The 25190-nt window shown below is 63.4% G+C and carries 21 protein-coding genes; 3 read left to right on the top strand and 18 right to left on the bottom strand.

All coding sequences use genetic code 11. From position 1 onward, the window contains the following. Positions 1 to 32: 32 nt before the first annotated feature. The 6 genes from AC6H34_RS20865 to murB all read right to left on the bottom strand — a co-directional run bounded on the left by AC6H34_RS20865 (position 33) and on the right by murB (position 7739). Positions 33 to 899, bottom strand: coding sequence for an outer membrane protein assembly factor BamD (locus AC6H34_RS20865; RefSeq protein ID WP_448146877.1), 867 nt, complete (start codon positions 897 to 899; stop codon positions 33 to 35). 263 nt (positions 900 to 1162) lie between these two features. Beyond that, positions 1163 to 2119: a UDP-3-O-acyl-N-acetylglucosamine deacetylase gene (lpxC, locus tag AC6H34_RS20860; protein ID WP_448146876.1), complete on the bottom strand. Its 957-nt coding sequence runs from the start codon at positions 2117 to 2119 to the stop codon at positions 1163 to 1165. Between the two features lie 325 nt (positions 2120 to 2444). Beyond that, positions 2445 to 4118, bottom strand: coding sequence for a cell division protein FtsZ (gene ftsZ / locus AC6H34_RS20855; RefSeq protein WP_448146875.1), 1674 nt, complete (start codon positions 4116 to 4118; stop codon positions 2445 to 2447). A gap of 240 nt (positions 4119 to 4358) precedes the next feature. Then, positions 4359 to 5681, bottom strand: coding sequence for a cell division protein FtsA (gene ftsA, locus AC6H34_RS20850; protein WP_497541250.1), 1323 nt, complete (start codon positions 5679 to 5681; stop codon positions 4359 to 4361). Further along, on the bottom strand, positions 5681 to 6571 hold the full coding sequence (locus tag AC6H34_RS20845) for a cell division protein FtsQ/DivIB (protein ID WP_497540093.1): 891 nt from the start codon (positions 6569 to 6571) through the stop codon (positions 5681 to 5683). Before AC6H34_RS20845 ends, ftsA begins: the two co-directional genes overlap by 1 nt. A 250-nt stretch (positions 6572 to 6821) precedes the next feature. Next, positions 6822 to 7739, bottom strand: coding sequence for a UDP-N-acetylmuramate dehydrogenase (murB, locus tag AC6H34_RS20840; protein WP_497540092.1), 918 nt, complete (start codon positions 7737 to 7739; stop codon positions 6822 to 6824). Positions 7740 to 7817: 78 nt separating this feature from the next. On the opposite strand from murB, the gene AC6H34_RS20835 reads away from it, so the two are divergent. Continuing rightward, positions 7818 to 8405, top strand: a complete 588-nt coding sequence (locus AC6H34_RS20835) for a nucleotidyltransferase family protein (RefSeq protein WP_497540091.1) — start codon at positions 7818 to 7820, stop codon at positions 8403 to 8405. A 94-nt stretch (positions 8406 to 8499) separates the two neighbouring features. Here the strand turns inward: AC6H34_RS20835 and murC are convergent, their stop codons facing one another. The 9 genes from murC to rsmH all read right to left on the bottom strand — a co-directional run bounded on the left by murC (position 8500) and on the right by rsmH (position 19841). After that, positions 8500 to 9903: a UDP-N-acetylmuramate--L-alanine ligase gene (gene murC, locus AC6H34_RS20830; RefSeq protein ID WP_497540090.1), complete on the bottom strand. Its 1404-nt coding sequence runs from the start codon at positions 9901 to 9903 to the stop codon at positions 8500 to 8502. 145 nt (positions 9904 to 10048) lie between these two features. After that, entirely contained in the window at positions 10049 to 11143 is a 1095-nt protein-coding gene (murG, locus tag AC6H34_RS20825) for an undecaprenyldiphospho-muramoylpentapeptide beta-N-acetylglucosaminyltransferase (protein WP_497541249.1), read from the bottom strand. Then, a complete protein-coding gene (locus AC6H34_RS20820; protein WP_497540089.1) occupies positions 11137 to 12309 on the bottom strand; it encodes an FtsW/RodA/SpoVE family cell cycle protein in 1173 nt (390 codons plus the stop codon). Before AC6H34_RS20820 ends, murG begins: the two co-directional genes overlap by 7 nt. Positions 12310 to 12478: 169 nt before the next feature. Continuing rightward, a complete protein-coding gene (murD, locus tag AC6H34_RS20815; protein WP_497540088.1) occupies positions 12479 to 13867 on the bottom strand; it encodes a UDP-N-acetylmuramoyl-L-alanine--D-glutamate ligase in 1389 nt (462 codons plus the stop codon). Positions 13868 to 13869: 2 nt separating this feature from the next. Beyond that, positions 13870 to 14991 (bottom strand): phospho-N-acetylmuramoyl-pentapeptide-transferase, encoded by a 1122-nt coding sequence (gene mraY, locus AC6H34_RS20810; RefSeq protein WP_448146868.1) that lies wholly within the window; start codon positions 14989 to 14991, stop codon positions 13870 to 13872. Positions 14992 to 15070: 79 nt separating this feature from the next. Then, positions 15071 to 16522, bottom strand: a complete 1452-nt coding sequence (locus AC6H34_RS20805) for a UDP-N-acetylmuramoyl-L-alanyl-D-glutamate--2,6-diaminopimelate ligase (RefSeq protein ID WP_497540087.1) — start codon at positions 16520 to 16522, stop codon at positions 15071 to 15073. Between the two features lie 126 nt (positions 16523 to 16648). Next, the gene (locus AC6H34_RS20800) at positions 16649 to 18466 is read right to left on the bottom strand and encodes a peptidoglycan D,D-transpeptidase FtsI family protein (RefSeq protein WP_497540086.1); all 1818 of its coding nucleotides are present in this window, start codon (positions 18464 to 18466) and stop codon (positions 16649 to 16651) included. After that, positions 18463 to 18819: a cell division protein FtsL gene (ftsL, locus tag AC6H34_RS20795; RefSeq protein ID WP_448146865.1), complete on the bottom strand. Its 357-nt coding sequence runs from the start codon at positions 18817 to 18819 to the stop codon at positions 18463 to 18465. The genes AC6H34_RS20800 and ftsL overlap by 4 nt, the downstream gene beginning before the upstream one ends. Continuing rightward, a complete protein-coding gene (gene rsmH, locus AC6H34_RS20790; RefSeq protein ID WP_497540085.1) occupies positions 18816 to 19841 on the bottom strand; it encodes a 16S rRNA (cytosine(1402)-N(4))-methyltransferase RsmH in 1026 nt (341 codons plus the stop codon). The genes ftsL and rsmH overlap by 4 nt, the downstream gene beginning before the upstream one ends. A 256-nt stretch (positions 19842 to 20097) precedes the next feature. Between rsmH and AC6H34_RS20785 the strand changes: the two genes are divergently transcribed. Continuing rightward, positions 20098 to 21126 carry a DUF4424 family protein gene (locus AC6H34_RS20785; RefSeq protein ID WP_497540084.1) on the top strand — a complete coding sequence of 343 codons (1029 nt, stop codon included), beginning with the start codon at positions 20098 to 20100 and terminating at the stop codon, positions 21124 to 21126. Between the two features lie 43 nt (positions 21127 to 21169). Here AC6H34_RS20785 and AC6H34_RS20780 read toward each other — a convergent pair whose 3' ends face one another. Together AC6H34_RS20780 and AC6H34_RS20775 are read right to left on the bottom strand one after the other, a co-directional pair. Then, on the bottom strand, positions 21170 to 22330 hold the full coding sequence (locus AC6H34_RS20780; RefSeq protein ID WP_497540083.1) for a S1 family peptidase: 1161 nt from the start codon (positions 22328 to 22330) through the stop codon (positions 21170 to 21172). 115 nt (positions 22331 to 22445) lie between these two features. After that, positions 22446 to 23480 (bottom strand): phytanoyl-CoA dioxygenase family protein, encoded by a 1035-nt coding sequence (locus AC6H34_RS20775; RefSeq protein ID WP_497540082.1) that lies wholly within the window; start codon positions 23478 to 23480, stop codon positions 22446 to 22448. Between the two features lie 757 nt (positions 23481 to 24237). Between AC6H34_RS20775 and AC6H34_RS20770 the strand changes: the two genes are divergently transcribed. Next, positions 24238 to 24804, top strand: a complete 567-nt coding sequence (locus tag AC6H34_RS20770; RefSeq protein WP_497540081.1) for a glycosyltransferase family 2 protein — start codon at positions 24238 to 24240, stop codon at positions 24802 to 24804. Positions 24805 to 24863: 59 nt separating this feature from the next. Here AC6H34_RS20770 and AC6H34_RS20765 read toward each other — a convergent pair whose 3' ends face one another. After that, complete coding sequence (locus AC6H34_RS20765) at positions 24864 to 25115, bottom strand: GlsB/YeaQ/YmgE family stress response membrane protein (RefSeq protein ID WP_448146859.1); 252 nt, start codon at positions 25113 to 25115, stop codon at positions 24864 to 24866. Positions 25116 to 25190: the final 75 nt, after the last annotated feature.

Genomic DNA, 25190 nt, shown 5'->3' with positions numbered 1-25190 from the left:
CCGGCCTTTTCGATAGACCGAATGGGACTTTATTACAGCGTGATCGCGTTGCGGAAGGTACGGCTCAGCCAGGAGTCGGTATCCTCGCGCGGCTCGAGGCCATGGGACTTCACGAGCGAATAAGCGTCCTTGTACCACTGGCTGTCCGGGTAGTTGTGGCCCAGGATCGCGGCCGCTGTCTGCGCCTCGCTGCTCAGACCGAGCGCCATGTAGCATTCGGTCAGGCGGCTCAGCGCTTCCTCGATCTGGCGGGTCTGGGCGTATTGGGCCACCACCGTCTTGTAGCGGTTGACGGCCGCCGTATAGTTCTGCTGCTTCTGGTAGAAGCGGCCGATCTCCATTTCCTTGCCGGCCAACTGGTCCCTGACCACCTGGATCTTGAACTTGGCATCGTCGACATATTCCGACTTCGGATAGTCGGAGACGATCATCTGGAAACCTGCCAGGGCCTGGCTGGCCCGATCCTGGTCGCGCGTGATGTCCGGGATCTGCTTGTACTGGGCGTTGGCCCAGATATAGGTCGCGTAAGCTGCGTCCTTGTCCTTTGGCCACAACGTCACATAGCGCCGGGCGGAAGAGATCGCGTCGTCATAGTTCGCGGAGGAATAATTGGCGTAGGCATTCATCAGAATGGCCTTCTTCTGCCACTCCGTCTGAGGATACTGCTTGTCGAGCGCGTCGAAGCGCTTGGATGCCTTGGAATAGTCGCCGGCCTTCATGGCCACGAGGCCCTGATTGTAGAGCAAGTCGGGCGGATCGGTGGCCTGGGTGGTGTAGACCGGATCGTCGTCCCACAGGCCACAGGCGGCCAGCGGAGTCGCCAGCATTGCGATTGCGACGGCGCGAACCGCGAGCCGCGTCGCGATCACGCGGGAAGACGAGAGGGAACGCAGCGGCATCACTCAGACCTCTACTTCGACGAAAACTGGCGTTACGGCACGCTTCCGCTGGATGAAACCACCCATCAGACTCGCACCACAACGTTAACACTTCGTGGCTCGACCTTTGCAGGCAACAATGGCCCCTCCATGGCGGAAGAGCCACTTGACCTGCGGTAATTGAAGCGCCCTTCTAGCCGATTGTGAGGCCAAGCGCCACCGCTTCGATCGATTTGTACAAAGCTTTGCTGCGATATCGCCAAATGAGGCTAACGCCTCTGCGCTCAGTTGGTATCGGGCGCAAAGGCGGCAGCAGCCAGGCCGCTGCTCAGCTCGGCATGGCCGCTCTCGCGGCGTACCGGTGCATCGACCATCGTCCAGGCGCTATCATCGGCGAAGAGCGCCTCCAGCACCATGAAGTTTACGCGATGGCCACCACAATAGGACCGATAGTGGCCAAGCAGCGGTGCTCCCGCGAGAGCGAGGTCGCCCACGGCATCGAGCATCTTGTGGCGAACGAATTCGTCGCTGTAGCGCAGCCCCTCGGGGTTGAGGATGCGATCCTCACCCAGCGCCACCGAGTTCTCCAGCGAGGAACCAAGCGCAAGGCCCCGTTCCCAGAGCTGCTCGACATCCTTCACGAAACCGAAGGTGCGCGCCCGCGACAGTTCGCGACGGAACACATCCGGCGTGAGGTCCAGGATCCGGCGCTGGCGTCCGATGAGGGGCGTCTCGAAATCGATCTCGACATCGAGACGGAACCCGGCGTTGTTCTTGTCGGAGGGCAGCAACTCGGCCCAGGCACGGCCCATCTCGACCCGTACCGGCTTGAGCACCTTGATCTTGCGGCGGCGCGCACGCAGCGTGGCAATGCCGACCTGGTCGATCGCATCCACGAAAATGGCAGCCGAACCGTCCATGATCGGAACTTCGGGACCGTCGATCTCGACGGTGACATTGTCGATGCCGAGGCCACGCAGGGCGGCCATCAGGTGCTCGACAGTGGCGACGGACCCACGCAGGGGATCGCCGACCACGGTGCACAGGCGCGTGTCGATGACGTTGGGATGATGAGCCAGAATCTCCCGCTCGCGCCCATTCTCAAGATGCGTGCGCAGGAAGACGATGCCGCTATTGGCCTCGCCCGGATGCAAGGTGATAGAGACAGGCTTGCCAGAATGGACGCCGATCCCCTCAAGGGATACCCGGTCATTCAAAGTCGTCTGGAAACCAGATTTCATGTTCGTATTCCACAAGCCGTCCGCCAACAGGGCGAAACCCAACCAAAACCAGACTGGCCTGTTTTCTCTTTTGACCCCTGGCCCTTATCGACCATGCCTAGCGACATGGACTCGGGCCTTTCTTCAGAAATACGTAAAGCAGAACCCAAAGGTTTAGCCAAATCACGCTTTCTTACGGTCTGTAACACAGGTCCGCCTCATTCCGGCATCGCAGCCTAATTTCGGAATCCTTAAACATTTCAAAAGATTACGGCCCGGGCGACAAACCCGGGCCGTGGATGTTCAGTCATATGGTTACAAATTCGTCACGGGTACGAATTCGGCCTCAATTCGAGTGGCGGCGCAGGAAGGCCGGAATCTCCAGCTGCTCGTCCTCGATGGAGCGTACCTGGGGAGCCGGACGCGGAGCCGGCGGGCGGCGCTGGGCTTCCGGCGGACGGGGCGGAGCCGGACGCGGTTCGGGCTGGCGCGCCACTGGTGCCGGAGCCGGCTCGACATCTTCCGATTCCGGCCGGCCGAGACCGACGGCGGCAAGGCGCTGGAGCAGCGTCATACGCTTCCTGTCGCCACCGGCGCCCTGCGGAGCCTCAGGCGTGCGCTGGGCAGCGATCTGGGCCTGAGCCGGCATCGGCAGGTCCTCGATGCGCGGCATGCGGGGCGGGCGAACCACTGCGCGCTCGGGAGCCGGCGGCACGAAGTGGTCAGGTTCGACATAATGTTCGGGAGCGCGCGGAGCTTCCTCGACCACCGGCTCACGGAAGAGCGTGGGCTTGGGAGCCATCGGGCGCAGCGTCACGTCATTGGCGACCGCCATCGGCGCCGCTTCGACCGGCGCGGGTGCGAGAACCGGCTGGGCGATTTCGGGCTGGACCGGGGCGGTCTCGACCACGATCGGCGCCGGCGCCGGAGCAGCCTGGCGGGGCGCCGCAACGCGCGCAGCCTGGGCGGCCTGGGCCGCAGCCTGCTCGCGAACACGAGCCGTCATTTCGGCGAGGCGCATGTCATCCTTGGAAGGAGCCGCCTGGGGTAGAAGCGCCGAGTCGATGCCGGTGGCGACCACCGACACGCGCATCGTGCCCTCCAGAGAGGGATCCTGCGTGGCACCGAGGATGATGTTCGCCTCGGGGTCGACTTCCTCGCGGATACGGGTAGCGGCCTCGTCGAGCTCGTAGAGCATCATGTCGGGGCCGCCCGTGATGGAGATGAGAAGGCCGCGGGCCCCCTTCATCGAGACATCGTCCAGCAGCGGATTGGCGATGGCGGCCTCGGCGGCCAGGATGGCGCGGCGCTCGCCGGAAGCTTCGCCCGTGCCCATCATCGCCTTGCCCATCTCGCGCATCACGGCGCGAACGTCGGCGAAGTCGAGGTTGATGAGGCCCGGCTTGACCATCAGGTCGGTGATCGAGGCGACACCCGAATACAACACCTGGTCGGCCATCGCGAAGGCGTCGGCGAAGGTGGTCTTGTCATTGGCGACCCGGAACAGGTTCTGGTTCGGGATGACGATCAGGGTATCGACGCTCTTCTGCAGTTCGGCGATGCCGGACTCGGCCAGGCGCATGCGGCGCAGACCCTCGAAATGGAACGGCTTGGTCACCACGCCGACCGTGAGGATGCCGACCTCGCGAGCCACGCGCGCGATCACGGGAGCAGCGCCGGTGCCGGTGCCGCCGCCCATGCCGGCCGTGACGAACACCATGTGCACGCCGTTGAGGTGATCGCGGATCTCATCGATGACCTCTTCGGCCGCCGCGCGGCCAACCTCGGGCTGTGAACCCGCACCGAGGCCCTCGGTCACCTGGATGCCCATCTGAACGATGCGATCGGCCTTGGAGAGAGTCAGCGCCTGGGCGTCCGTGTTGGCGACGACGAAGTCGACGCCCTCGAGCCCAGCTTCGATCATGTTGTTGACGGCGTTGCCGCCAGCCCCACCAACGCCGAACACAGTGATACGCGGCTTCAGTTCCCGGATATCCGGCATTTTGAGGTTGATCGTCATGGTTCGCCTCTTTTGCAAGGCCGCGTCACCGCGCCCCTTAATTGACTTTCTTCAAGGCCTTACGACCCCTTCCTGCCCTTTGAATCAGAAACTTGCTGATTTGCGAAGCAGGCTTTTGTGTATTCCGGCCAAAATCGACCGGATTTTTTAAGTTCAAACGGCCTTGAAAAACCGTTCGTTCTTAGTAGTTCAAGGTAGACGTCCTGATTCGAAACTGGATTTCCGTTTTGAAATCAGGGTTTAGAAACTATGCTTCAACCACCGTCCCACCCGACCGAAATAACCGTCTGTTCCAGTGGCCTGAGCCCGCATCCGGACCTGCGGCTCGAAATGCTCGACACCTGCGATCTGCGGATAGACCAGAAGCCCTGCTGCCGTAGCGAAAGGCGGTCCCTTTGCTGCTTCCGGCATGCCCGCGATGCCCAGCGGACGGCCGATGCGAACCTGCCGGTCGAGGATCTTGCGGGCGAGTTCCACGGTCCCCGTGAGCTGGCACGCGCCACCGGTCAGCACCACGCGACGACCGGCCTCGGCCCAGGCTCCCGAATTGCGCAGGCGGTCGCGCACCATTTCGAGGATCTCCTCGATGCGTGGGCGGATGATGCGCACCAGCCGTGAACGAGGCACATGGTGGATGCCGTCGCCCTGGTCGTCACCGACAGGCGGCACCGATATGGTTTCGCGATCGTCGGAGGGGCTGGCGATGGTGGCGCCGTAGAGAACCTTCAGGCGCTCGGCTTCGGCAAGCTTGGTCGAAAGGCCGCGCGCCACATCCGTGGTCACGTGCGCCCCGCCGACCGCAAGGCCGTCGGCATGCACGAAGGCGCGGTTGGCGAAGACGGCCACCGAGGTGGTGCCGGCGCCCATGTCGATGAGGGTCACGCCCATCTCGGTTTCATCGTCGACCAGTGCGGAGAGGCCGGCGGCGTAGGGCGTTGCCACCATGGCCTCGACGTGAAGATGACAACGCTCGATGGCGAGCATGAGATTCTTCGCGGGCGAGGACTCGGACGTTACGACATGCATGTCCACGCCCAGCTGGCGGCCGAGCATGCCGCGCGGGTCACGGATCCCGCCCACCCCGTCCAGCATGTGGCCGATGGGCAGCGAGTGCAGCACGACGCGGCCGTCGCGAACCGAATGGCTGGCACCGGCGTCGAGAACGCGATGAATGTCGTGGTCGCAGACCTGGTGGCCACTCACCTGCACGGAGGCCGAATAGTGCTCGCTGTTGATCCGGCCGCAGGAAACGTTGACGATCACGGATTCCACGCGCACCCCGGCCATGCGCTCGGCGGCATCGACCGCGTGCCGGATGGCCTGCTCGGCGGCCTCCATGTCGACGACGGCACCCGACTTCATGCCGCGAGAGCGCTGGTGTCCGATGCCCAGGATCTGGGCTTGATGGCTGCGCCCCGGAAGCAGATCGGCGCCCTCGAGGGGGCGCAGGCGGGCGATCAGGCAGACGATCTTGTTGGTGCCGACGTCCAGCACCGACATGACGCTCGTCCTGCGAGGCGCCAGTGGCTTCAGCTTCGGCGTGAGGCCGTTCTCGAAGGGGATCATACCTTGCCCCCCTTCTTCTTGGCGAAAGCGTCGGCCCGGGCGGCCGCAGCCTGTTCACTCAAACGAAAAGTAGCGCGATCAGGCATACGCATATCGACTGCCAGTATATCTTTTTCCAAAACCTTGGCGTCGCGTTCGAGCGACGCCAAATTCTTCAAAGCCTGCACGGGATTTTCTTCCGGCAGCTTCACCACCACGCCGTTGTCCAGCGTCAGGTTCCAGCGTCGCTGGGAAACCAGCGTCGCGCCCCTGGTCCGCCCGGCGAGTTCCGGCGCGTCGGCAAGAGCCGACACGATCTCGTGGGCCCTCTTGTCCGCCCCCTCGCCCACCACCAGCGGCAGGTTGGCGAAACGCTGATCCACGGCATCATCGATCAGGGTACCGTCATCGGCGATGATCGATACCGCGCCGTCGCGCTGCCAGAGCGCATAGGGCTTGCGCTCCTCGATCGTCACCGAGAGCGTGGAGGGAAACAGCTTGCGCACCTGGGCGGACTTGACGAGTGGGAGCTTCTCCAGCCCCTCGCGCGCCACCTCGGCATCCAGGAACAGGAGAGAGGAGGTATTGGTGACGCCCGCCGCCGCGAAGATCTGCTGGTCGGTGAGTTCGCGCTGGCCAGTCACGGCCACGGTCTCGATACGAAAACCGAAGGCGTTGGCCGCCATGTCGAGTGGCGTACCGTATTGCGCCTGCAGCTGAGGCCAGACCGGTCCGGTTTCGGCGCCATAGACGATGGTGCCGGCGAGAAAGGCCAGTGCCAGCGTCAGCCCGAGGCCGCGCGGCGGATTGGAAACGAAGCGCTGCAGACGCGAGGAACGCAGATCCACCCAGGTGCGGGTCGTGAATCCGGCTTGTCGCAGATCGGGCAGATTGAACAGACGCAGCATATGCTCGAAGCCAACGCTCTCTTGATGAACCACCCGCTCGGGATGATCGTTTGGAAGGGCGGTTTCAGGAGCCCGATCATTTCCCCGGCGGGAAATGCTTCATGCCCCATTAAGGTTAGCTTTCGGACAAATCGGTAAACAATCGGTTACCGTCGCTTAAGGATTATGTCTCTAGCGGCTGGCATCGTTCACAAAATTGCATGTGGGACGCTGGGACATGCCGTTACGGTAGACACGTCCGCCCGAACCGTCACGCCGGCCGGCCGACGCGCTTGATCTCCCATTCGAGCTCTATGCCCGATTGGTTCCTGACACGTTCGCGAACTGTCTCACCCAGAGTCTCAATATCGGCGGCGGAGGCATTGCCGAGATTGACCAGGAAGTTGGTGTGCATCGGCGAAACCTGGGCTCCGCCAACGATGAGCCCGCGGCAACCGGCCTCATCCACCAGCTTCCAGGCCGAGCTGCCCGGCGGGTTCTTGAAGGTCGAGCCGCCAGTGCGTGTATTGACCGGCTGGGTGGAGGACCGGGATTCGGTGATGCGTTGCATTTCCGCCAGAATTTCCTCGCGGTCGCCGGGCTCGCCGCGGAAGACGGCCTGCGTGAAGACGATGTCGGAAGCGGCCGCGCATTTGCGGTAGGAGAAGCCCATGGCCTGCGCATCGTAAGTGACGCGAGAACCATCGCGCGCAACCGCCCGCGCGGACACGAAGACATCCTTGGTCTCGCCGCCATAGGCTCCGCCATTCATGCGCAGCGCACCGCCGATGGCGCCCGGAATGCCGCGCAGGAAGGACAGCCCCCTGATACCGGCATCGGCCGCAGCGCGCGCCACCTTCACGTCTGGCGCCCCAGCCCCGGCGCTAACGGTGAGGCCATCCACCCTGATGTCGCCGAAGCCCTTGCCAAGGCGGATGACGATGCCCTCCACTCCGCCATCCCGCACTAGGAGATTGGAGCCGAGCCCCACCACCATCCACGGCAATTCCGCGGGCAACGCGGTCATGAAGAGCGCGAGATCGTCCTCATCCGCGGGCGTGAAGAGCACTTGCGCCGGCCCACCCGTGCGGAACCAGGACAACGGCGCCATCGGCGCATTGGCTTCCAGCGAGCCGCGCAAGCCGGGCATCAGGGAACGGAGGGTCGGAGTGATATCGGGGAAGGTCATCGAAGCAAGCGGCGATTGGGATCGCGCGCTTTATTGCCTACATTGCCGCAAAAGCCCAGCGATTCTGCCGCACGCCCGATGAACAAGCCCCGGACCCACGAGGATCGCCTGCGCGCCATCCTGACAGCAGACCAGGATCTCATGGCCATCCTGCGCATTGCCCGTTCCCTCGCCCTACCGCAGTGGCGGCTCGTTGCCGGCAGCATCTACCAGACCGTGTGGAACCACCTCAGCGGCCTGCCGCGCGGGACCGGGATCAAGGATTATGATCTGATCTATTTCGATGGAAGCGACCTAAGCTGGGCGGCGGAGGATATTGTGATCAAAACGGCCGAGGCTGCCTTCGCCGGCCGGTGGCCCGTGGAAGTCCGCAACCAGGCCAGGGTACATCTGTGGTTCGAACGGCGCTTCGGCGCCCCCTACCCGCAATTGCGATCAGCGGACGAGGCCTTGGGCCATTACGCGGCAGTCGCGCATGCAGTGGGAGTACGGCTCGATGAGGATGGCCGTCTCGATATCGCCGCGCCTTTCGGGCTGGACGACATGTTCGGCCTGATCGTACGGCCCAATCCGCTGCGGGAGATCGATAAGGGGCTTGCCGCCAAGACGGCCAGGGCGAAGGCAATCTGGCCCGGTCTGACGCCCGTGGGCTTCACAACCCCATGAAGCAGCCATGCAACAGCACTCGAAAGCAAGGGCCTGCCTGCCCTGGCGAAACCGCACGAAGGGCGGGTCGCAGGAACGCCGCCTCACGTGATGCCTATCCCAGTGCCGCCAGTTCGCCCGGCAACGCATAGGCCCATTGCGTGATGTTGCCGGCACCGAGACAGACGACATAGTCGCCGGGCCGGGCGACCGACGCGACGATGCCGGCGAGCGCGCCCGGCCGCTCGAGGGCCACCACATGGCGGTGCCCACGTGCACGGATCCCGGCGACGAGGGCGTCCCTGTCGGCGCCTGGGATCGGGGTTTCCCCAGCCGCATAGACATCGGCGACGATGACCATGTCGGCATCGTTGAAGCAGGCGGAGAATTCGTTGAAGAGGCTCGCAAGCCGGCTGTAGCGGTGCGGCTGCACCACCGCTATCACCTGTCCCGTGGTCGAGGCGCGTGCGGCCTTGAGCACCGCCGCTATCTCGACGGGATGGTGGCCATAGTCGTCGAACACCGCCACGCCATTCCACTCGCCCGTGCGGGTGAAGCGCCGCTTGACGCCGCCGAAGCTCTCCAGCCCCTTGCGGATCGTCTCGGCATCCATGCCGAGATTGTGGGCCACTGCGATGGCCGCGGTGGCATTGAGCGCATTGTGTCCGCCCGGCATCGGCAAGCCCAGATCCGGTATTTCCACGACGGCGCCGGTCTTGCGGTCGCGGATCACCACGCGGAACCGCGATCGTCCGCCCGCAAGGTCGAGATCCACGAGGCGCACGTCCGCCTGCGGATTTTCGCCATAGGTGACGACGCGCCGGTCCTCGATGGTGCCGACCAATTCCTGCACCACGGGATGGTCGAGGCACATCACGGCAAAGCCATAGAACGGAATATTCTCCACGAAGGCCCGGAAGGCGTCCTTGATGGCCTCGAAGGTCTTGAAGTGATCGAGGTGTTCCGGATCGATATTGGTGACGATGGCGACGTCCGTCGGCAATTTGAGGAACGTGCCGTCGCTTTCGTCGGCCTCGACCACCATCCAGTCGCTCGATCCGAGACGAGCATTGGTGCCATAGGCGTTGATGATGCCGCCATTGATGACGGTGGGGTCGAAATTGCCCGCATCGAGCAGCGTGGCCACCAGAGATGTCGTCGTGGTCTTGCCGTGGGTGCCGGCGACGGACACGCAGGTCTTCAGCCGCATCAGCTCCGCCAGCATCTCGGCGCGACGCACGACCGGCAGGCGCCGTTCCCGCGCGGCGACAAGCTCGGGGTTGTCGCGCTTGATGGCGGTGGAGACCACGACGACCTCCGCCTCGCCGAGATTTTCGGCCGCGTGGCCGATGAAGGTCTTGACGCCTTTGTCCTTGAGCCGCTTGACGTTGTAGTTGTCCGCCGCGTCGGAGCCCTGAACCGTGTAGCCGAGATTGACCAGCACCTCGGCGATACCGGACATGCCGATGCCCCCGATGCCGACAAAGTGGATGGGGCCGATCTCGCGGGGCAGCTTCATGGAATCTCTCGGAAAAGTGGCATTTCGGTTCGTATAGGGGGGTAGGCGGCGGGAGGCAACGCAATTGGGAGCAGCCCTTCGCAGCCGGCCCATCCTTGCGGACGACGATGGGGCGGCGGCGCAGGCCGGAAACCTGCTTGCGCGACTACATGGCCGCCAGCTTCACCACCCACTCCGCCAGCCGGTCCGTCGCGTCGGGGATGCCTGCCTGGCGGGCGTTCGCCGCCATGTGTTCCAGGCCCAGAGGGTCTGCCAGGAGCGCGGCAAGGTCGCTTGCCAGCGTCTCCGGCGTGAAGTCGGACTGCATCACCATCTTCGCTCCATCGACCGCCGCAAGCGTGCGGGCGTTGGCGGCCTGGTCCTGATCCAGCGCCCCAGGAAGGGGCACGAGGATAGAGGGGCGACCGATCACGGAAAGCTCGGCGACGGTGGAAGCGCCGCTGCGGCTGATCACCAGATGGGACGCGGCGATACGGGCCGGCAGGTCGCGGAAGAACTCCTCGATTTCGGCGTTCACACCCAGATCGGCATAGGTCTGACGCACCGCCGCCAGATCCTCCTTGCGAGCCTGCTGGACGATGGTCAACTTGCGGCGCAGGCTTTCGTCAAGGCGGGCGATTGCCGGCGGCACGATCTTCGACATCACGGCAGCGCCCTGGCTGCCGCCGAAGACCAGCAGATTGATGCGCTCGCCGGTCGCGGGATAGGGCGTCGCCGCCGCGACGATCACAGCGGGGCGCACCGGATTGCCCGTGTGGATCAGCTTCGACCTCGGCACGTCGTCCATCATCGCCACCTCGGCGAAGCCGGTGGCGATGCGCGTCACCTTCGGTGCCAGCATGCGGTTGGCCCGGCCCATCACCGCATTGGCCTCATGGATCATGGTTGGGATCTTGCGCCAGGTCGCGGCCGTCAGCGGCGGCACCGTGGGGTAGCCCCCGAAACCGACGACTACGGCCGGCTTCACCCTGCCCAGCATGCGCCATGCAGCCACCGTGCCGCTGCCAAGGCGCCAGAGCGTGTTCGCCATCGCCATGGGTGAGCGCGAGCGCACCGTCTCGGAGGGAATGACGTGGATGTGCTGCCAGGCAAAAGTGCTGGTGTAGCGCTCCACCCTCTCGTCGGTTGCGAGTTGCACGACGAAGCCGAGCGGCACCAGGGCGCTGGCGAGCGCCTCGGCCGGGAAGAGGTGCCCACCGGTGCCCCCGGCGCAGAGCAGGATAGTCTTGCCGCTCACGATGCCAGCCCCACGCCGGCCTGAGCGGGACCATGGCGGCGATCCCGGAAGGAGAAGGCGCTTTCGAGCATGTCGGTGCGCGGGCGGCGACGGGTGAGCGCCAGCACCATGCCCATGCCGTAGGCGACCGAGATCAGCGATGAGCCACCGTAGGAGATGAAGGGAAGCGTCATGCCCTTGGCCGGCATCATGTGGAGATTGACCATCAGGTTGATCGAGGATTGCAGGCCGAAGAGGAGGGTCAGGCCGGCGGTGGCGAAGCGGCAAAACGGATCTTCAAGCCGGAAGGCATGCCAGAAGCCTCGCAGCACGATCAGTGCAAACATGGCGACCAGCACCATGACGAAGAGAAGGCCGAACTCTTCCCCGGTCACCGCCATGATGAAGTCGGTGTGGCAGTCCGGCAGGATGAGCTTGTAGGTGCCCTCGCCGGGCCCCTTGCCGAACCAGCCGCCGGAGAGGAAAGCGTCGCGCGCCACGTCGACCTGGAAGGTGTCGGTACCTTCCGGCTTCAGGAAACGGTCGATGCGCGAGGTCACATGCGGGATGAAGTGATAGGCGGCGACGATGCCGACCGCACCGACCCCGCCGAGCCCGACCATCCAGAACCAGTGCAGGCCGGCCATGAAGAACAATGCGCCCCAGACGATCGAGATCAGCATGGTCTGGCCGAAGTCGGGCTGCATGATGAGCAGGCCCGCCGAACAGGCGAGCAGCAGGATGGCCAGGATGTTTCCGGGCACGTCCGGCCGCTTGACATTCTCGGAGAAGAACCAAGCCGCCAGGACCACGAAGGCGGGCTTGAGGAATTCAGAGGGCTGGATGCCTGCGATCCAGCGCTTCGAGCCCTTCACCTCCGCACCGAACAGGAGCGTCGCCACCACCAGCATGATCGAGACAACGAAGACGGCCAGCGCCAGCCGCCGCAGCGCCTGCGGAGAAAGAAAGGACACCCCGACCATCACCGCCAGCGCCGGCGGGATCAGGATCGCCTGGCGGTTGACGAAGTGGAACATGTCGTTGATGCCGATGCGCTCCGCAACGGCCGGGCTGGCGGCCAGCAGGAGCACGATGCCGATCAGCATCAGCGCGAGGATGGTCATCAGCATCAGCCGATCGACGGTCCACCACCAGGAATTGAAGGCTGAACGTTCGGTACGCGAGGCCATGAATGGGAGGTCCGTCAACTGAGGCAGGATAAGCCCTAGCAGTGCTCCCGACACGGTTTAGGAAGGGTTAAGTGGGACGAGGATTTCCTGGGATCGCGGGCACGCCAGCCTGCCCCGCATCCCTCATGCGCAACGTTCCAGGAGCACGCAGGACTGCCTGCGATCCGGATCAGATCCCCTCTATCCCCGGCAGTCCCGCCACCGCCTCGCTAAAGGCCTTCCCGCGCTCCTCGAAATTGCGGAACTGATCGAAGGAAGCGCAGGCGGGCGACAGCAGCACCACCGGCTCGGCAAGGCCCGAGGCCACCGCGTCGGCAGCCGCCAGCGGCACCGCCTTCTCGATCGTCCCGGCCCGTACGTAGGGGACGCGGCCCTCGAGCGTGGCTGCAAACTCCTCGGTGGCATCGCCGATCAGGTAGGCCTTGCGGATCTTCGGAAAATAATCGGCCAGCGAACCGATGCCGCCGGTCTTGGGCTTGCCTCCGGCGATCCAGTACATCGTCTCGAAGGAGGCGAGTGCCTTGGCCGCCGCATCCGCGTTGGTGGCCTTGGAATCATTGACGAACAGCACCGGGCCGAGGTGCCCGACCTGCTGCATGCGGTGCGCAAGGCCGGGGAAACTGCGCATGCCGGCCTGGATCTGGTCAAGACCGAGCCCCTGGGCACGGGCGGCCGCGAGCGCGGCACAGGCATTCTGCGCATTGTGAGTCCCCCGCAGCGACCCTATCCCGGCGAGCGAGGCTACCTCGGCAACCTCCCCGGCGTCCGCCGAATAGAGCTTCTCGCCGACGGCATAGACACCATCCCTCAGGACCTTCTCGACGGAGATGCGCACCACCTTGCCACCCTCTCGCTCGATGTCGTCGGCGATGGCTGCACACCAAGGGTCGTCCACACCGACGACGGCGGTCCGGGCGCCGTGTACCAGGCGGGCCTTGACGGCGGCATAGTGTTCCAGCGTTCCGTGGCGATCGAGATGGTCTTCGGTGACGTTGAGCAGGATGCCGACGGAAGGATCGATGCCCGGTGCGAGGTCGATCTGGTAGGAGGAGCATTCGACGACATATACTCGGCCGGCGGATGGCGGCTCGAGCGAGAGAATTGCCGTGCCGATATTGCCGCCGAGCTGGGTGTCATGCCCGGAAGCCGCGAAGAGATGGGCGATCAGCGCCGTCGTCGTCGACTTTCCATTGGTACCGGTGATGGCAACGAAGGGCGAGCCCGGTGCCTGCAACCTGCGCTGACGCACGAAGAGCTCGATGTCGCCGATCACCTCGACGCCATGTCTGGCCGCCAGCTTCACCGTCCAATGCGGCTCGGGATGGGTGAGCGGCACCCCCGGCGACAGGACAAGCGCCGCAAGCAAGGTCCAGTCGATCTCGGCCAGGTTCCTGACAGCCAGTCCCTTGGCGGCAGCAGCCGCACGCCCCGCCTCGCCGTCGTCCCAGACGACAGGGCGCGCGCCTCCGGCGACGAGGGCGAGCGCAGTGGCGAGACCGGAGCCGCCGAGGCCGAACACGGCGATCTGGCGGTCGCCGAAACAAGTCACCGGGATCATGCTTACCTCAGCTTCAGCGTGGCAAGGCCGAGCAAGGCCAGCACGATGGCGATGATCCAGAAGCGGATGACGACCTGCGGCTCGCTCCAGCCTAGCTGTTCGAAATGATGGTGGATCGGCGCCATCTTGAAGACGCGCTTGCCCGTGTAGCGGAAGGACACCACCTGTATGATCACCGAAAGCGTCTCCGCCACGAACAGGCCGCCGACGATCAACAATACGACTTCATGCTTGGTGGCCACGGCGATCGAGCCGAGCATGCCACCGAGGGCGAGAGAGCCGGTGTCGCCCATGAAGATCTGGGCAGGCGGCGCATTGAACCACAGGAAGCCCAGGCCCGCCCCGATCATGGCACCGCAGATTACCGCGAGCTCACCGGTGCCGGGCACGAAATGAATCTGCAGATAGTTCGAGAACACCGCGTTGCCGGCCAGATAGGCGATGAAGCCGAAGCTGCCGGCCGCCACCATCACTGGCACGATGGCGAGACCGTCGAGCCCATCCGTGAGATTCACCGCATTGCCGAAGCCGACGACGATGAAAGCTCCGAAGACGATGAAGAAGTAGGAGAGAGGGAGAAGGAGTTCCTTGAAGAACGGAAAGGCCAGCGCCGTCGCCTGCGGATTGGGTTCGGCGCCGCCCCACAGGAAACCGAAAAAGCGCGCGCCTCCTGCCTCCGCCATCACGATCACGGCTACCGCCGCGATGGCGAATTCCAGGGACAGGCGCGCCCTTCCCGAAAAGCCCTTGTGGCTCTGCTTCGTAACCTTCAGGAAATCGTCATAGAAGCCGATGGCACCGAAGCCGAGCGTGACGAACAGCACCGCCCAGACATAGGGATTGGCCAGATTGCCCCAGAGCAGCACCGATACCGTCAGGCCGGAGAGGATCATCAGGCCGCCCATCGTCGGCGTGCCGCGCTTGGAAAGATGCGACTGGGGTCCGTCGGTGCGGATAGGCTGGCCCTTGCCCTGCTTCAGGCGCAACCAGGAAATCGTCCAGGGTCCGAAGAAGAACACGAAGAGCAGTGCGGTCGCGATTGCCCCGCCTGTACGGAAGGTGATGTAGCGAAAAACGTTGAGGGCCTCGAAATGTTCGCTGAAGCGGCTCAGCAAGTAGAACATGGAAACCCTCTCAAACCTTCGGCCATAGTGGCCGAATCATCTCGCTCGACGGAGCGACGTTACACCAAATGGGCCTTGATCACGCCGTTCTGCGCGCAATGGCCTCGCGCGCCACATCGTGATCGGAGAAAGGCAAGACGGTCTTGCCGACGATCTGTCCGGGCTCATGCCCCTTGCCGGCGATCAGCAGGACATCTCCGCTGCCGAGTTCGGCCACGGCCGTCTCGATGGCAAGGCGGCGGTCGCCGATGTCGATGGCGCCCGGCGCGGCAGCCAGGATGGCCGCCCGGATCGTGGCGGGATACTCACTGCGGGGGTTGTCGTCGGTGACGATGACCTTGTCGGCGAGGCGAGTGGCGATCTCGCCCATCATCGGGCGCTTGCCGGGATCGCGATCGCCCCCGCAGCCGAAGACGACCACGAGCCGCCCCTTGGCGAAGGGCTTGAGGGCCTCGAGCGCCTTCTCCAGTGCATCGGGCTTGTGCGCATAGTCGACGAGCACCGGCGCCCCCTCGACCGTGCCGACGAGATCGAGCCGTCCCTTGGCGCCACGCAGATGTTCGAGGGCCGCGAATACCGCCTGCGGCTCGCCCCCCGTTGCTAGGCAAAGGCCGGCAGCCACGAGGGCATTCTCGACCTGGAAACGTCCGGCCAGCGGCAATTTCACCGTGTAGGTGCGTTCGCGATAGTCGAGCGTGAGATGCTGGGTGAAGCCGTCGATGCGGTCGGAGACAAGGCGTATCCCCTCCCCGGCCTCCCCGACGGTGGTCAACCGCAGCCCCTTGTCCCGGGCGGCCACGATGAACTTTATCGACTCCGGATGGTCCGCTGCGACAACCGCACCGGCGCCGGGCGGCAACAGCTCGCGGAAGAGGCGAAGCTTGGCGTCGAGATAGGCCTCCACCGAAGGATGGTAGTCTAGATGGTCGCGCGAAAGGTTGGTGAAGGCACCGGCCGAAAGCCGCACGCCGTCCAGCCGATACTGGTCGAGCCCGTGGGAGGAAGCCTCCATCGCAAGATGCGTGATGCCCTTGCCCGCGAGCTCGTCGATCAGCCGATGGAGCTCCACCGGATCGGGCGTGGTCAGCGAGCCATAGGTCTCACCCCAGGGTGCCACGAGGCCGATCGTACCGACATAGGCAGCCTGGTGGCCAAGTCTCTCCCAGATCTGGCGCACGAAGGCGGCGACCGAGGTCTTTCCGCTGGTGCCCGTCACGGCCACGATCGTCGGCGGCTGGCGATCGTAGAAGGCTGCCGCGATTTCGCTCAACGCCTTCCGGGCATTTGGGACCACGATCGCGGCCACCGCGCTTTCGAGCTGCAACGGCTGCTGCGCCACGACCGCCACCGCGCCCGCCGAGACCGCCTGCGGGACATAGTCGAGCCCGTCGCTCTTCGTTCCCGGAATCGCGACGAAGACGAAACCTGGTTTCACCTGCCGGGAATCCGAGGTAACGCCGGATACGGAAATCTCTCCGAAGCGAGGATCGAGGCTGCCGGGAGGAGCGATGTCAGCGAGGGTCTTGGTCATGAGGCGATCGATCGGCGGGGAATCGGCGGGCTGCTTCTATAGACACAAGCCCGGCAATGGAACTTTTCCATAGCCGGGCCGGGGCATGATCTGCCATGCCATTCATCTTCTTTCAGGTCCGCCGCTTCAATGGGCCGTCAGCCAGGCCATGTCGAGGGCCTGGTCCTTCGGGGCGTATAGCGGCGGCACGTTGTTCGGCACCTCGTAGAAGCGGGGCTTCACGCCAAGAAGGGGCGCGATACGCTCGACGACCTTGCCGGTGGTGACGCCGCCGTTCCAGGCCGCCGTGGTGTAACCGTAGCTCTCCGGCACAGGCTGGGGCTCGTCATAGATCACCAGCACGAGATATTTGGGCTTGTCGAAGGGAAACACCGCCATGAAGGTGGTGAAGTTGTGCAGTTTGTCCTTGGCGTACCGGCCGTTGATGAGCTTTTCGGCGGTGCCCGTCTTGCCGCCCACCTGGAGGCCGGGCCGGTCCGCGAATTTGGCCGAGCCCTTCGGATCCGTGGCGTTCAGACGCAGAATGTAGCGCATCACATCGGAGGTGTGCGGCTTGAGCACCTGCGTCGAGGCAGCGATCGCCTCCTCCTCGTTCCTCACGAGGAAAGTCGGCTTCATCAGATGGCCGCCGTTCATCATCGCGCCGACAGCCATCAGCGCCTGCAGGGGCGCGACCGCGATGCCATGGCCGAAGGAGATCGTGGCCGTGTTCACCTCGCTCCAGCGCCGCGGCACCAGCGGCATGGCATTCTCCGGAAGTTCCGTGACGAGGCGGGTGGTCTGCCCCATCATGGTGAGGAACGCCTTCTGCGCGTCGACGCCGAGAGAAAGGGCGATGCGCGCCGCGCCGAGGTTGGACGAGTGGACGAACACCTGCGGCAGGCTGAGCATGCTGTAGGTCGCGTGGTAGTCCGTGATGGTGAAGCGGCCGTAGCGCAGCGGATGAACCGCATCCAGCACCGAGTTCGTTGTGTACTTGCCCGATTCGATGCCCTCAGCCACGGTCAGGGCCTTGAAGGTGGAGCCCATCTCGTAGGTGCCGACATTGATGCGGTTGATCCTGTTGGGATCGAGCGCATCGGCTGGATTGTTTGGATCGAAATCGGGAAGCGAAACCAGTGACAGGATCTCGCCCGTATTGACGTCCATGACGGCTCCGGCAGCCGCCTTGGCGCGGTAGTGAGCCATGCCTCCCACGAGCTCATCGCGCATCACCGCCTGCGCGCGCAGGTCGATGGAAAGCTGCATGGGCTTCATATCGCTCGAATTCGAGGCATAGCCGAGCGCCTGCAGGTCGCTCAGCCCCCGCTTGCTGTCGATATATTTCTCGATGCCGGCAATGCCCTGGTTGTCGATGTTGACGGCCCCGAGGACATGGCTCAGCGTGGACCCGTTCGGATAGATCCGCTTGTTCTCCATGATGAAGCCTATGCCGGGCAGGCCGAGGCGGTAGATCGCCGCCTGCTGCTCCGGCGTGATCTCACGCTTCAGCCAAAGAAAGCCCTTTCCGGAAGCTAGCTTGCTGCGCAGGTCGCGGGCATCGAGTTCGGGGAGTTGCGCGGATAGCAGCTCGGTCGCCTCGTCGACGTCGATGATCTTCTTCGGCTCCGCGTAGAGCGACGGCACCTGCACGTCGGTGGCAAGGATGCGGCCGTTGCGATCCACGATATCGGGCCTTGCAGCGGCGAGCTGGTCGGCTGCGGAACGGCGGGCGTCATATTGCTGGTCAGGCTCGGCGCCGAACTGAGTCAACCGGGCGAAGATGGCGACATAGATGCAGACGAAGCCGCCCACCAAAAGGATGATGCGGCTCGCGCTCTTCTGGAGCTTGGTCATGCGCCGGCGCGGTGGAGCGGCCCTGGGCGGCGCGGCCACCGGTTCGGGCACCTCGGCGGCGGCACTAACGCCCGCAGACAGGTCTTCCACGACGGTTTCCTCGCTCATTGCGTCGATCCTGTCACTTGCGGCGGCCCGGCAAGACCAAGCCCTTCCAGTTTCTCGGCGATCAGATCACCCTGCTGCACCTTGGCCGGCAGTTCCGAGGGATTGACGACCTGCGTGATCTTCATCGGCACGAGATCGAGATGGCGCTTGGCCATGTCGCCCACCCGCTCCGGCTGGCTCATATAGGCCCACTCGGCCCTCAAGGCCTGAATCGAACGCCGTTCCGCCTCGATGGAGCGACGAAGCTTGGCCACCTTCTCGGCCTGCAGCGTGGATTCATACTTGATGGAATAGACGCCGATCGCCGAGGCGACGAGCAGGCCGACCAGGATAAGATTGAGGATGCGCGTCACCGGCTCCTCCCGGATTGAATGTTCATGTCTGGCAGCCCGAGAAAGCTGGTGCCCGTGTCGCGTGCCGGCGCCTCGCTGCGGATCGCGAAGCGCAGTTTGGCGGACCGGGCGCGTGGATTGACGTCGGCTTCGGCGGTCGAGGCGGCGGTGGCGGCCCGATGCGTCTGCGTGAAGGTGGCCGGCGGCACCGCCGCCACAGGCGCGTGTCGGGAACCGCCCGCCTGGCTGCGCGTGCGATCGGCGAAGAAGGCTTTTACGACGCGGTCTTCAAGGGAATGAAAGGTCACGACGACCAGTCGCCCACCGGGCTTGAGCACGCGTTCAGCCGCCAGCAGGGCTTCACCCAGTTCGTCGAGTTCACCGTTGACGGCGATCCGCAGGGCCTGGAACGCGCGCGTCGCCGGGTGGATATCGCCGGGCCGGGTACGGATCACGCGACCGCAGAGATCGGCGAGCTGCATCGTGCGCGTGAAGGGCTCCTTCACCCTGTCGGCGACGATGGCCCGAGCGAGCGCATTGGCCCGCCGCTCCTCGCCCAGGACATGGAAGATGCGCGCCAGCATGTCCTCCGGCAGGCTTGCCACGAGATCGGCCGCGGTCGGCCCCTCCCCCGACATCCGCATGTCGAGCGGCCCATCCCGACGGAAGGAGAAGCCGCGGTCGGCCTCGTCGAGTTGCATCGAGGAAACGCCGATATCGAGCACGACCCCGTCAATGCCTTCCTCGCCCAGCATCGGCGCCAGAGCATCGAGGCGGGAGAAACGATCCTCGACCAGCGTGAGCCGTCCCTTCATGGCGCTCACCAGCGCCATGCCGTTCGTGATCGCCGTACGGTCGCGGTCGATGGCCAGGACGCGGATATCGGGAGCGGCGTCGAGGATGGCACGCGTATAGCCTCCGGCACCGAAGGTGCCGTCGATAAAGCGCTCGCCCGTGCGCGGCGCGAGGGCCTCCATGACCTCGGCGAGCATCACCGGCACATGCCGGGCTGCATCGTTGGAGGGCATGGGAGGTACGGGCATCGAACTCTCGAACAGCTGGATTGCGGACGAACTTGCCCGCAAATCGAGCGAATTTCTCCGATCCCATTAACGCCGATGAAAGGTTAATGAACGGTTCGCGAGCCCCCGAAAACCGGATGCAAATTCCTCTACGTCATGCGACCGCCGGGTTGGTGGAGAGGCTTTCCGAGGCGTCGCAGCATGCCTCTTTCGCTGGCCGGCAAAGGCATGCACAATCGCCGCCAATTCACGGTACCCGTGTGGAGATTCGGTTCCCATGTTGAAATCCGCCAGAGCGTTCCTGCTGGGCGCCAGCCTTGCCTCAGCCCTGCCCGGCAGCGCTGCACTGGCGGATGATTCCGTGGCCAATCTGGATGCCGGCGGCCTCGTTCTCGACAAGAGCGACCAGATCGAGCTCAGGGCGGAGGACGTCTTTCTCTCGGTGAAGCAGATCCGCGTCGCCTATCGTTTCTACAACAAAGGCGACAAGGACCTGCCCCTCGCCGTCTCGTTCCCGCTGCCCGACATCACAGGCGAGCAGGATCTGGTCGTGAGCCTTCCCAACGCTGCTTCCTCGAACTTCCTCAACTTCCAGACAAAGGTTAACGGCAAGACGACCGAGACGACGCTGGAACAGCATGCCTTCTTCACACCGGATGGGGGCCAGGAGATCGAAATAACCGACCTCCTCAAGGGCCTGAACGTTCCGCTGATGCCTCTCGGAGAGGCCACTGCTGCCGCCATCAAGCAACTCGGCGCGGAAGATCGCGGCAAGCTTACCAGCGCTGGCTATGCGGCGATCGAAGGAGAAACCGTCACACCGCTCTGGACGCTCCGATCGAGATTTACCCGCCAGCAGGTCTTTCCGGCGAAGAAGGAAGTCCTGCTGCAGCACAGTTTCACGCCAAGCGTCGGCGTCGCCTCGGGTGTCTATTTCGACAAGGCCAATCTCACGGGTGAATCGCTGGCGCAATACCAGAGAAAATACTGCACCGACGATGGTTTCCTGCGGGCCGCCGACCTCTTGACGAGGCGCATCGCGGAGGCAAAACCCGGCGCCGGAGATGCGGCTGCCGACATCAAGGCCCGGCAGACCTATTTCGGCTATGCGATTGCGCGGAACGGGCTCGGCCCGATCGGGCGCTTCGACCTTACCATCGACAAGGCCTACCCGGACAACCTCGTCTCCTTCTGCGCCGACGGGGCGAGGAAGATCTCCAGTACGCGGTATGAGGTCAAGAAGGTTAACTATACCCCGGACCGGAACATCGACGTGCTGATCCTGGACAAGCATGTGGAAAAGTAGCATCGCGAGCACAAGCATTCGGTGCGGGGGATGATGTGACGGCTCACGGCCCGGCCTTGCTTACGGTCGCATCCGGGTCATTCACGCTCGAGCATGCGGCAAGGCCCACTTCGTCGGAGACCGTCTTCACGCCCGGCAGGGTCCGCGCGTAAACTTGGCCCGGCTTGAGATCGACGGGATTCTTGAACAGGGTACGCTGGCTGTCATCGTCCTTGAACCACCCGGCATCGATGCAGCGCACCGTAGCGGCACAAGCATTGGTGATCGTGATTTGGACGGCGGGCTTACCGCCCGTGATCTTCATGTCGGTCGCCCGCTGCACGCAGTCGCCTGCATAGTTCGGCCGGGCAGGCACCGGATTCGCCGCCTTGAGGGCGACCATGGCGTCTCGGATCCAGTCGTAACTGTCGGCGACCGGTGCTGGTGCTGAACTTCCTTGGCATTTCGGATCGGCACGCGAATTCACGCCGATCTGCCTGGGTGTATCGGCGCCATCGCTCAGGATGACCGGACCGCCGGAGTCGCCGCTGCACACCGAATAGGCGGCCTTATCCGGCGCGACGAGCAGGATGTTCGAATATTCGAACACACGCAGGCCGCCGAGATCCTTGCGCTTGAGACGTATGTCGAGCTTCTTCTTGCCGGATTGCGTAACGATGTCGCCATAGCCCAAGCTGTAACCGGAGAGCACGCGCGAAAAGTGGCCATCCGCCTGGTGCGTGGTCGTGTAGTCGAGCGCGAGCGGTTTATAATCCGCCGGAATGTCGCGCGACAGCTTGATGACCGCAAGATCCGCCTCGTGCTGGTCCTGCCACCACAGGGAGGTCTTCTGTCCGGAGCCGGCGTCTTCGAAGTAGCGTGGATTGATCCGGATCTCGGCTGCGGGAATGCCCTTGCCGCCGCGCTGAAAGCGCCTCATGTCCGCACCGAAATAGACGGTCGTCGCGCCAGCCTTGGGGGTAACGCAATGCGCGGCCGTCAGGACGAAGCGCTCGTCGATGATGCTCCCGGCACAATAGTAGAAGACCGATCCCTGACGCGTGGCGATGAACACGACATATTTGCCGTAGGCATCCGCATCGCCGACATAGTGGAAAACGGGGTCGCGTGGAGGTGCGGCAGGGGCCGCGGATTTGGCGAGCGATCCGGCCGGCCATGAAGCCATGCCCGCCGCGGCCAGGACCAGGGTGAGCATCCACTTCATGAGCACCATCGCTTCCGGCAGAATCTCGTTGCCTGGAGGTTTACAACATGATGAGATAGGAAACCATGACGCTACGTCGCCCCGAGCGAAGCGCGAGAGGAGGCCGAGCGCACGCCTACCGGACGACTCTGAGAATGGCCGACGTCGTCATCGCGCAGACGGGCTTCAGCAGGATGTAAGGGACGAGCCGCCAGCCGAACAATGCCGTCCGGTCCTCGTAGCGGGTCTCCGCCTCGCGTTTCCATCTGTCGTAGAGCCTGTAGCGCAATGCCCAGAAATAGCGGTTGAGCGAAAGAACGAGTTTGAGGAACCGCTCATGGGAAGGTTTGCGCCCGACTGCCTTCATCTCCTGCCAGATCACTTCATCGGAGATGGAACGATCGCTGTCGCTATCGTCGAGCTGGCGCCGACCAGCGCCTCCGACACCGGTATTGGCCATGATTCGGATCGTATCGCGGCAATTGGCCGATGCGGCGTGCATCAGCAGCGGATGCATCACCACGACGTCCCCGGCTTCGCCGACCAATTGGACGATACTCTCCTTGCCTTCCTTCCGTGCAATGTATCCTTCGCAGAATGCCACCATGTCATGCCGTCGCACCGGCTCGTTCGTCGACGCGAGAAGTCTGGCGACGACTCGGTGCGAGCCCGCCGCGACGAGCGTGGAGGCACCGTCCCGCTTCGAGTCCGTTATGAGGAAGGCAGGTACGAATGCACAATTTCTGTCGCGGATATCATGCGCTTCCGCTGCCTGGTACCCCAGGTCGACATGCCAGCGTCCGACAAGAGGTGACGATTCGCCGGAGGAACGCACAAATCCCGGAAATGTGACGAAGAAGTCGCCATGGGTATGAAAATGCGTGCGATCCCAGCCATCTCTTCCGAAGAGTTTATCAAGGATACCGGTGAGCCTTGAGGTGATCATCCGATCGAAAACGACGCTTGCGCGTCTTTTCATAACAAATCTGGCTTTATATGGAGAGCTTTTATCAACATTTTCCTCATTCTTCAGCATTTCGAGAATCAGGTCCTCACACGCCTTTGCGGTGTCCTTCGCAAAGGCGGCCTTGATGACCATGAAGCCATCACGTTTGAACTGGGCGAACTGGCTATCTGAAATACTATCCGATTGAGTAATGATATCCGCCATATGTCGTAACCTCACGCACAACCTACCTCTTTTGATACTAGCAGGAAAAACGCGACATGGTTATGGACCATCGACAGGCGGTCCGCATAAATTTTGGGCGAGCAAGAACCGGGCCGTCCTCGGGAAGCGACCGGGATGACATCGCAGTCGGGCCTGACGGCCGGAAAATGCCCGGTGGCCGGGAGGTAGATGCAGCCGGGATAGCTCCCACCAGTCCCCGAAACATTGGGGACACAAAATTGTGATCAGTCCGGCATTGAAGCGCAATAAACTACAATACGGATGCGTCGAGTTCGAGAATTCAGCGAGAATCTCGTAAAAAACTTCGCCGAATAGAAACCTTAATGCCTACGAAATATTGCAAGCCGCCCCAGTTACCAACCGCCGATACACGCAACGCCGAATGAGCAAGCGCCATAGTTGTGAATTATGAACTTCCTGCCTTTGGGAAAATCATCTATCAGTTTCGTGTTTGATACTTCATTGCCTGGCTTGAGAGAGCCTACTAGCGCATATTGAAAAGGGTTATCGGGTGAAGAGAATTTCCGTTCTCATAGCCTGCGTCTGTGGCAACAGATATGTAGACATAGATGCAGTCCGCTCATTTCTCAGCATTGCTCTCGAATTAAAGAAGAACAAGATCGACGTGGACTTCCTCGGCCAGTCGGGGATCCCGCATCTCGAGCATGCGAGAAATGCCGTCGTAAGCTATTTCCTCAGTGGGAATTGCACGCATTTGCTTTGTCTCGATTCAGACATGGAAGTGCACCCGAAGACCGTGTTGCGGATGCTGCAATTCAGCGAAACCTACGACCAGCCCTTCACGGCAGCCCCGTATGTCTCGAAAGGCTATGACAACGAGAAGGCCGGAAGGGTATTCGCCCGCGACCTGGAGGATTTTCATGCCTCCACGATCCGCTGGAACGTGGTCTTCGAGGACCCGGCCGTGCTCACCGGGCAATCGCGCCTGAACGAGACCCGCAACGGCTTTGCGCGCGCCCTGCGCGTCGGAGCCGGCGCAATGCTATGCCGCCGGGACATGCTGGAAAAGATGGTCAACCACTTCAAGAGCGGCATGTATCATTACCACAATGTGCCCTACCGCCTTTATCCGCTCTTCAACATTCCGGTGGTGGACGGACAGGCGGTCGGGGAGGACTATGCCTTCTGCGATCGCTGGCGGGAATGCGGCGGCGAGCTATGGGTCGATACCACGGCCACGATCAATCATCATGGCTACCATTCCTATCATGGCAACCTCCAGGAAAGCCTGGAACTGCGCCGCCGCGCGAAGACGAAAAGCCAGGAGCCGAACGCCGCGTAGGGGCGGGACGGGCGCCCTCCGAAGGCGCGGCGCGACTTGCCCGAAACCCCGGACGGGCCTCATGCGCTACGAGCAAATACCCGCCAGATCATGAGCACCAGGATCGAGCCGACGATGGCGCCGATGAAGCCCGCCTTGTCGCCGGGCGAGTACCAGCCGACCTGCTGGCCGAGCCATGTCGCCAGCGCCGCGCCCACGATCCCCAGCACCGTCGTGAGGATGAAACCTGTTGGATTGTGCGGTCCCGGCGAGAGGAAGCGCGCGATCAGGCCCACGAAGAAGCCGATGAGGACGGTCCAGATAATGTTCATGCCGGGACTCCAGACGATTTCCCGCGCAATCTGGCGATGTTTGACGACAAAGACAAGAATGGACGCGAGAAGGCG

It is taken from the genome of Labrys sp. ALF-8, assembly GCF_059699065.1.
Note: the sequence above shows the minus strand (reverse complement) of the source record. Positions and strands in the feature narration are given on the sequence as shown.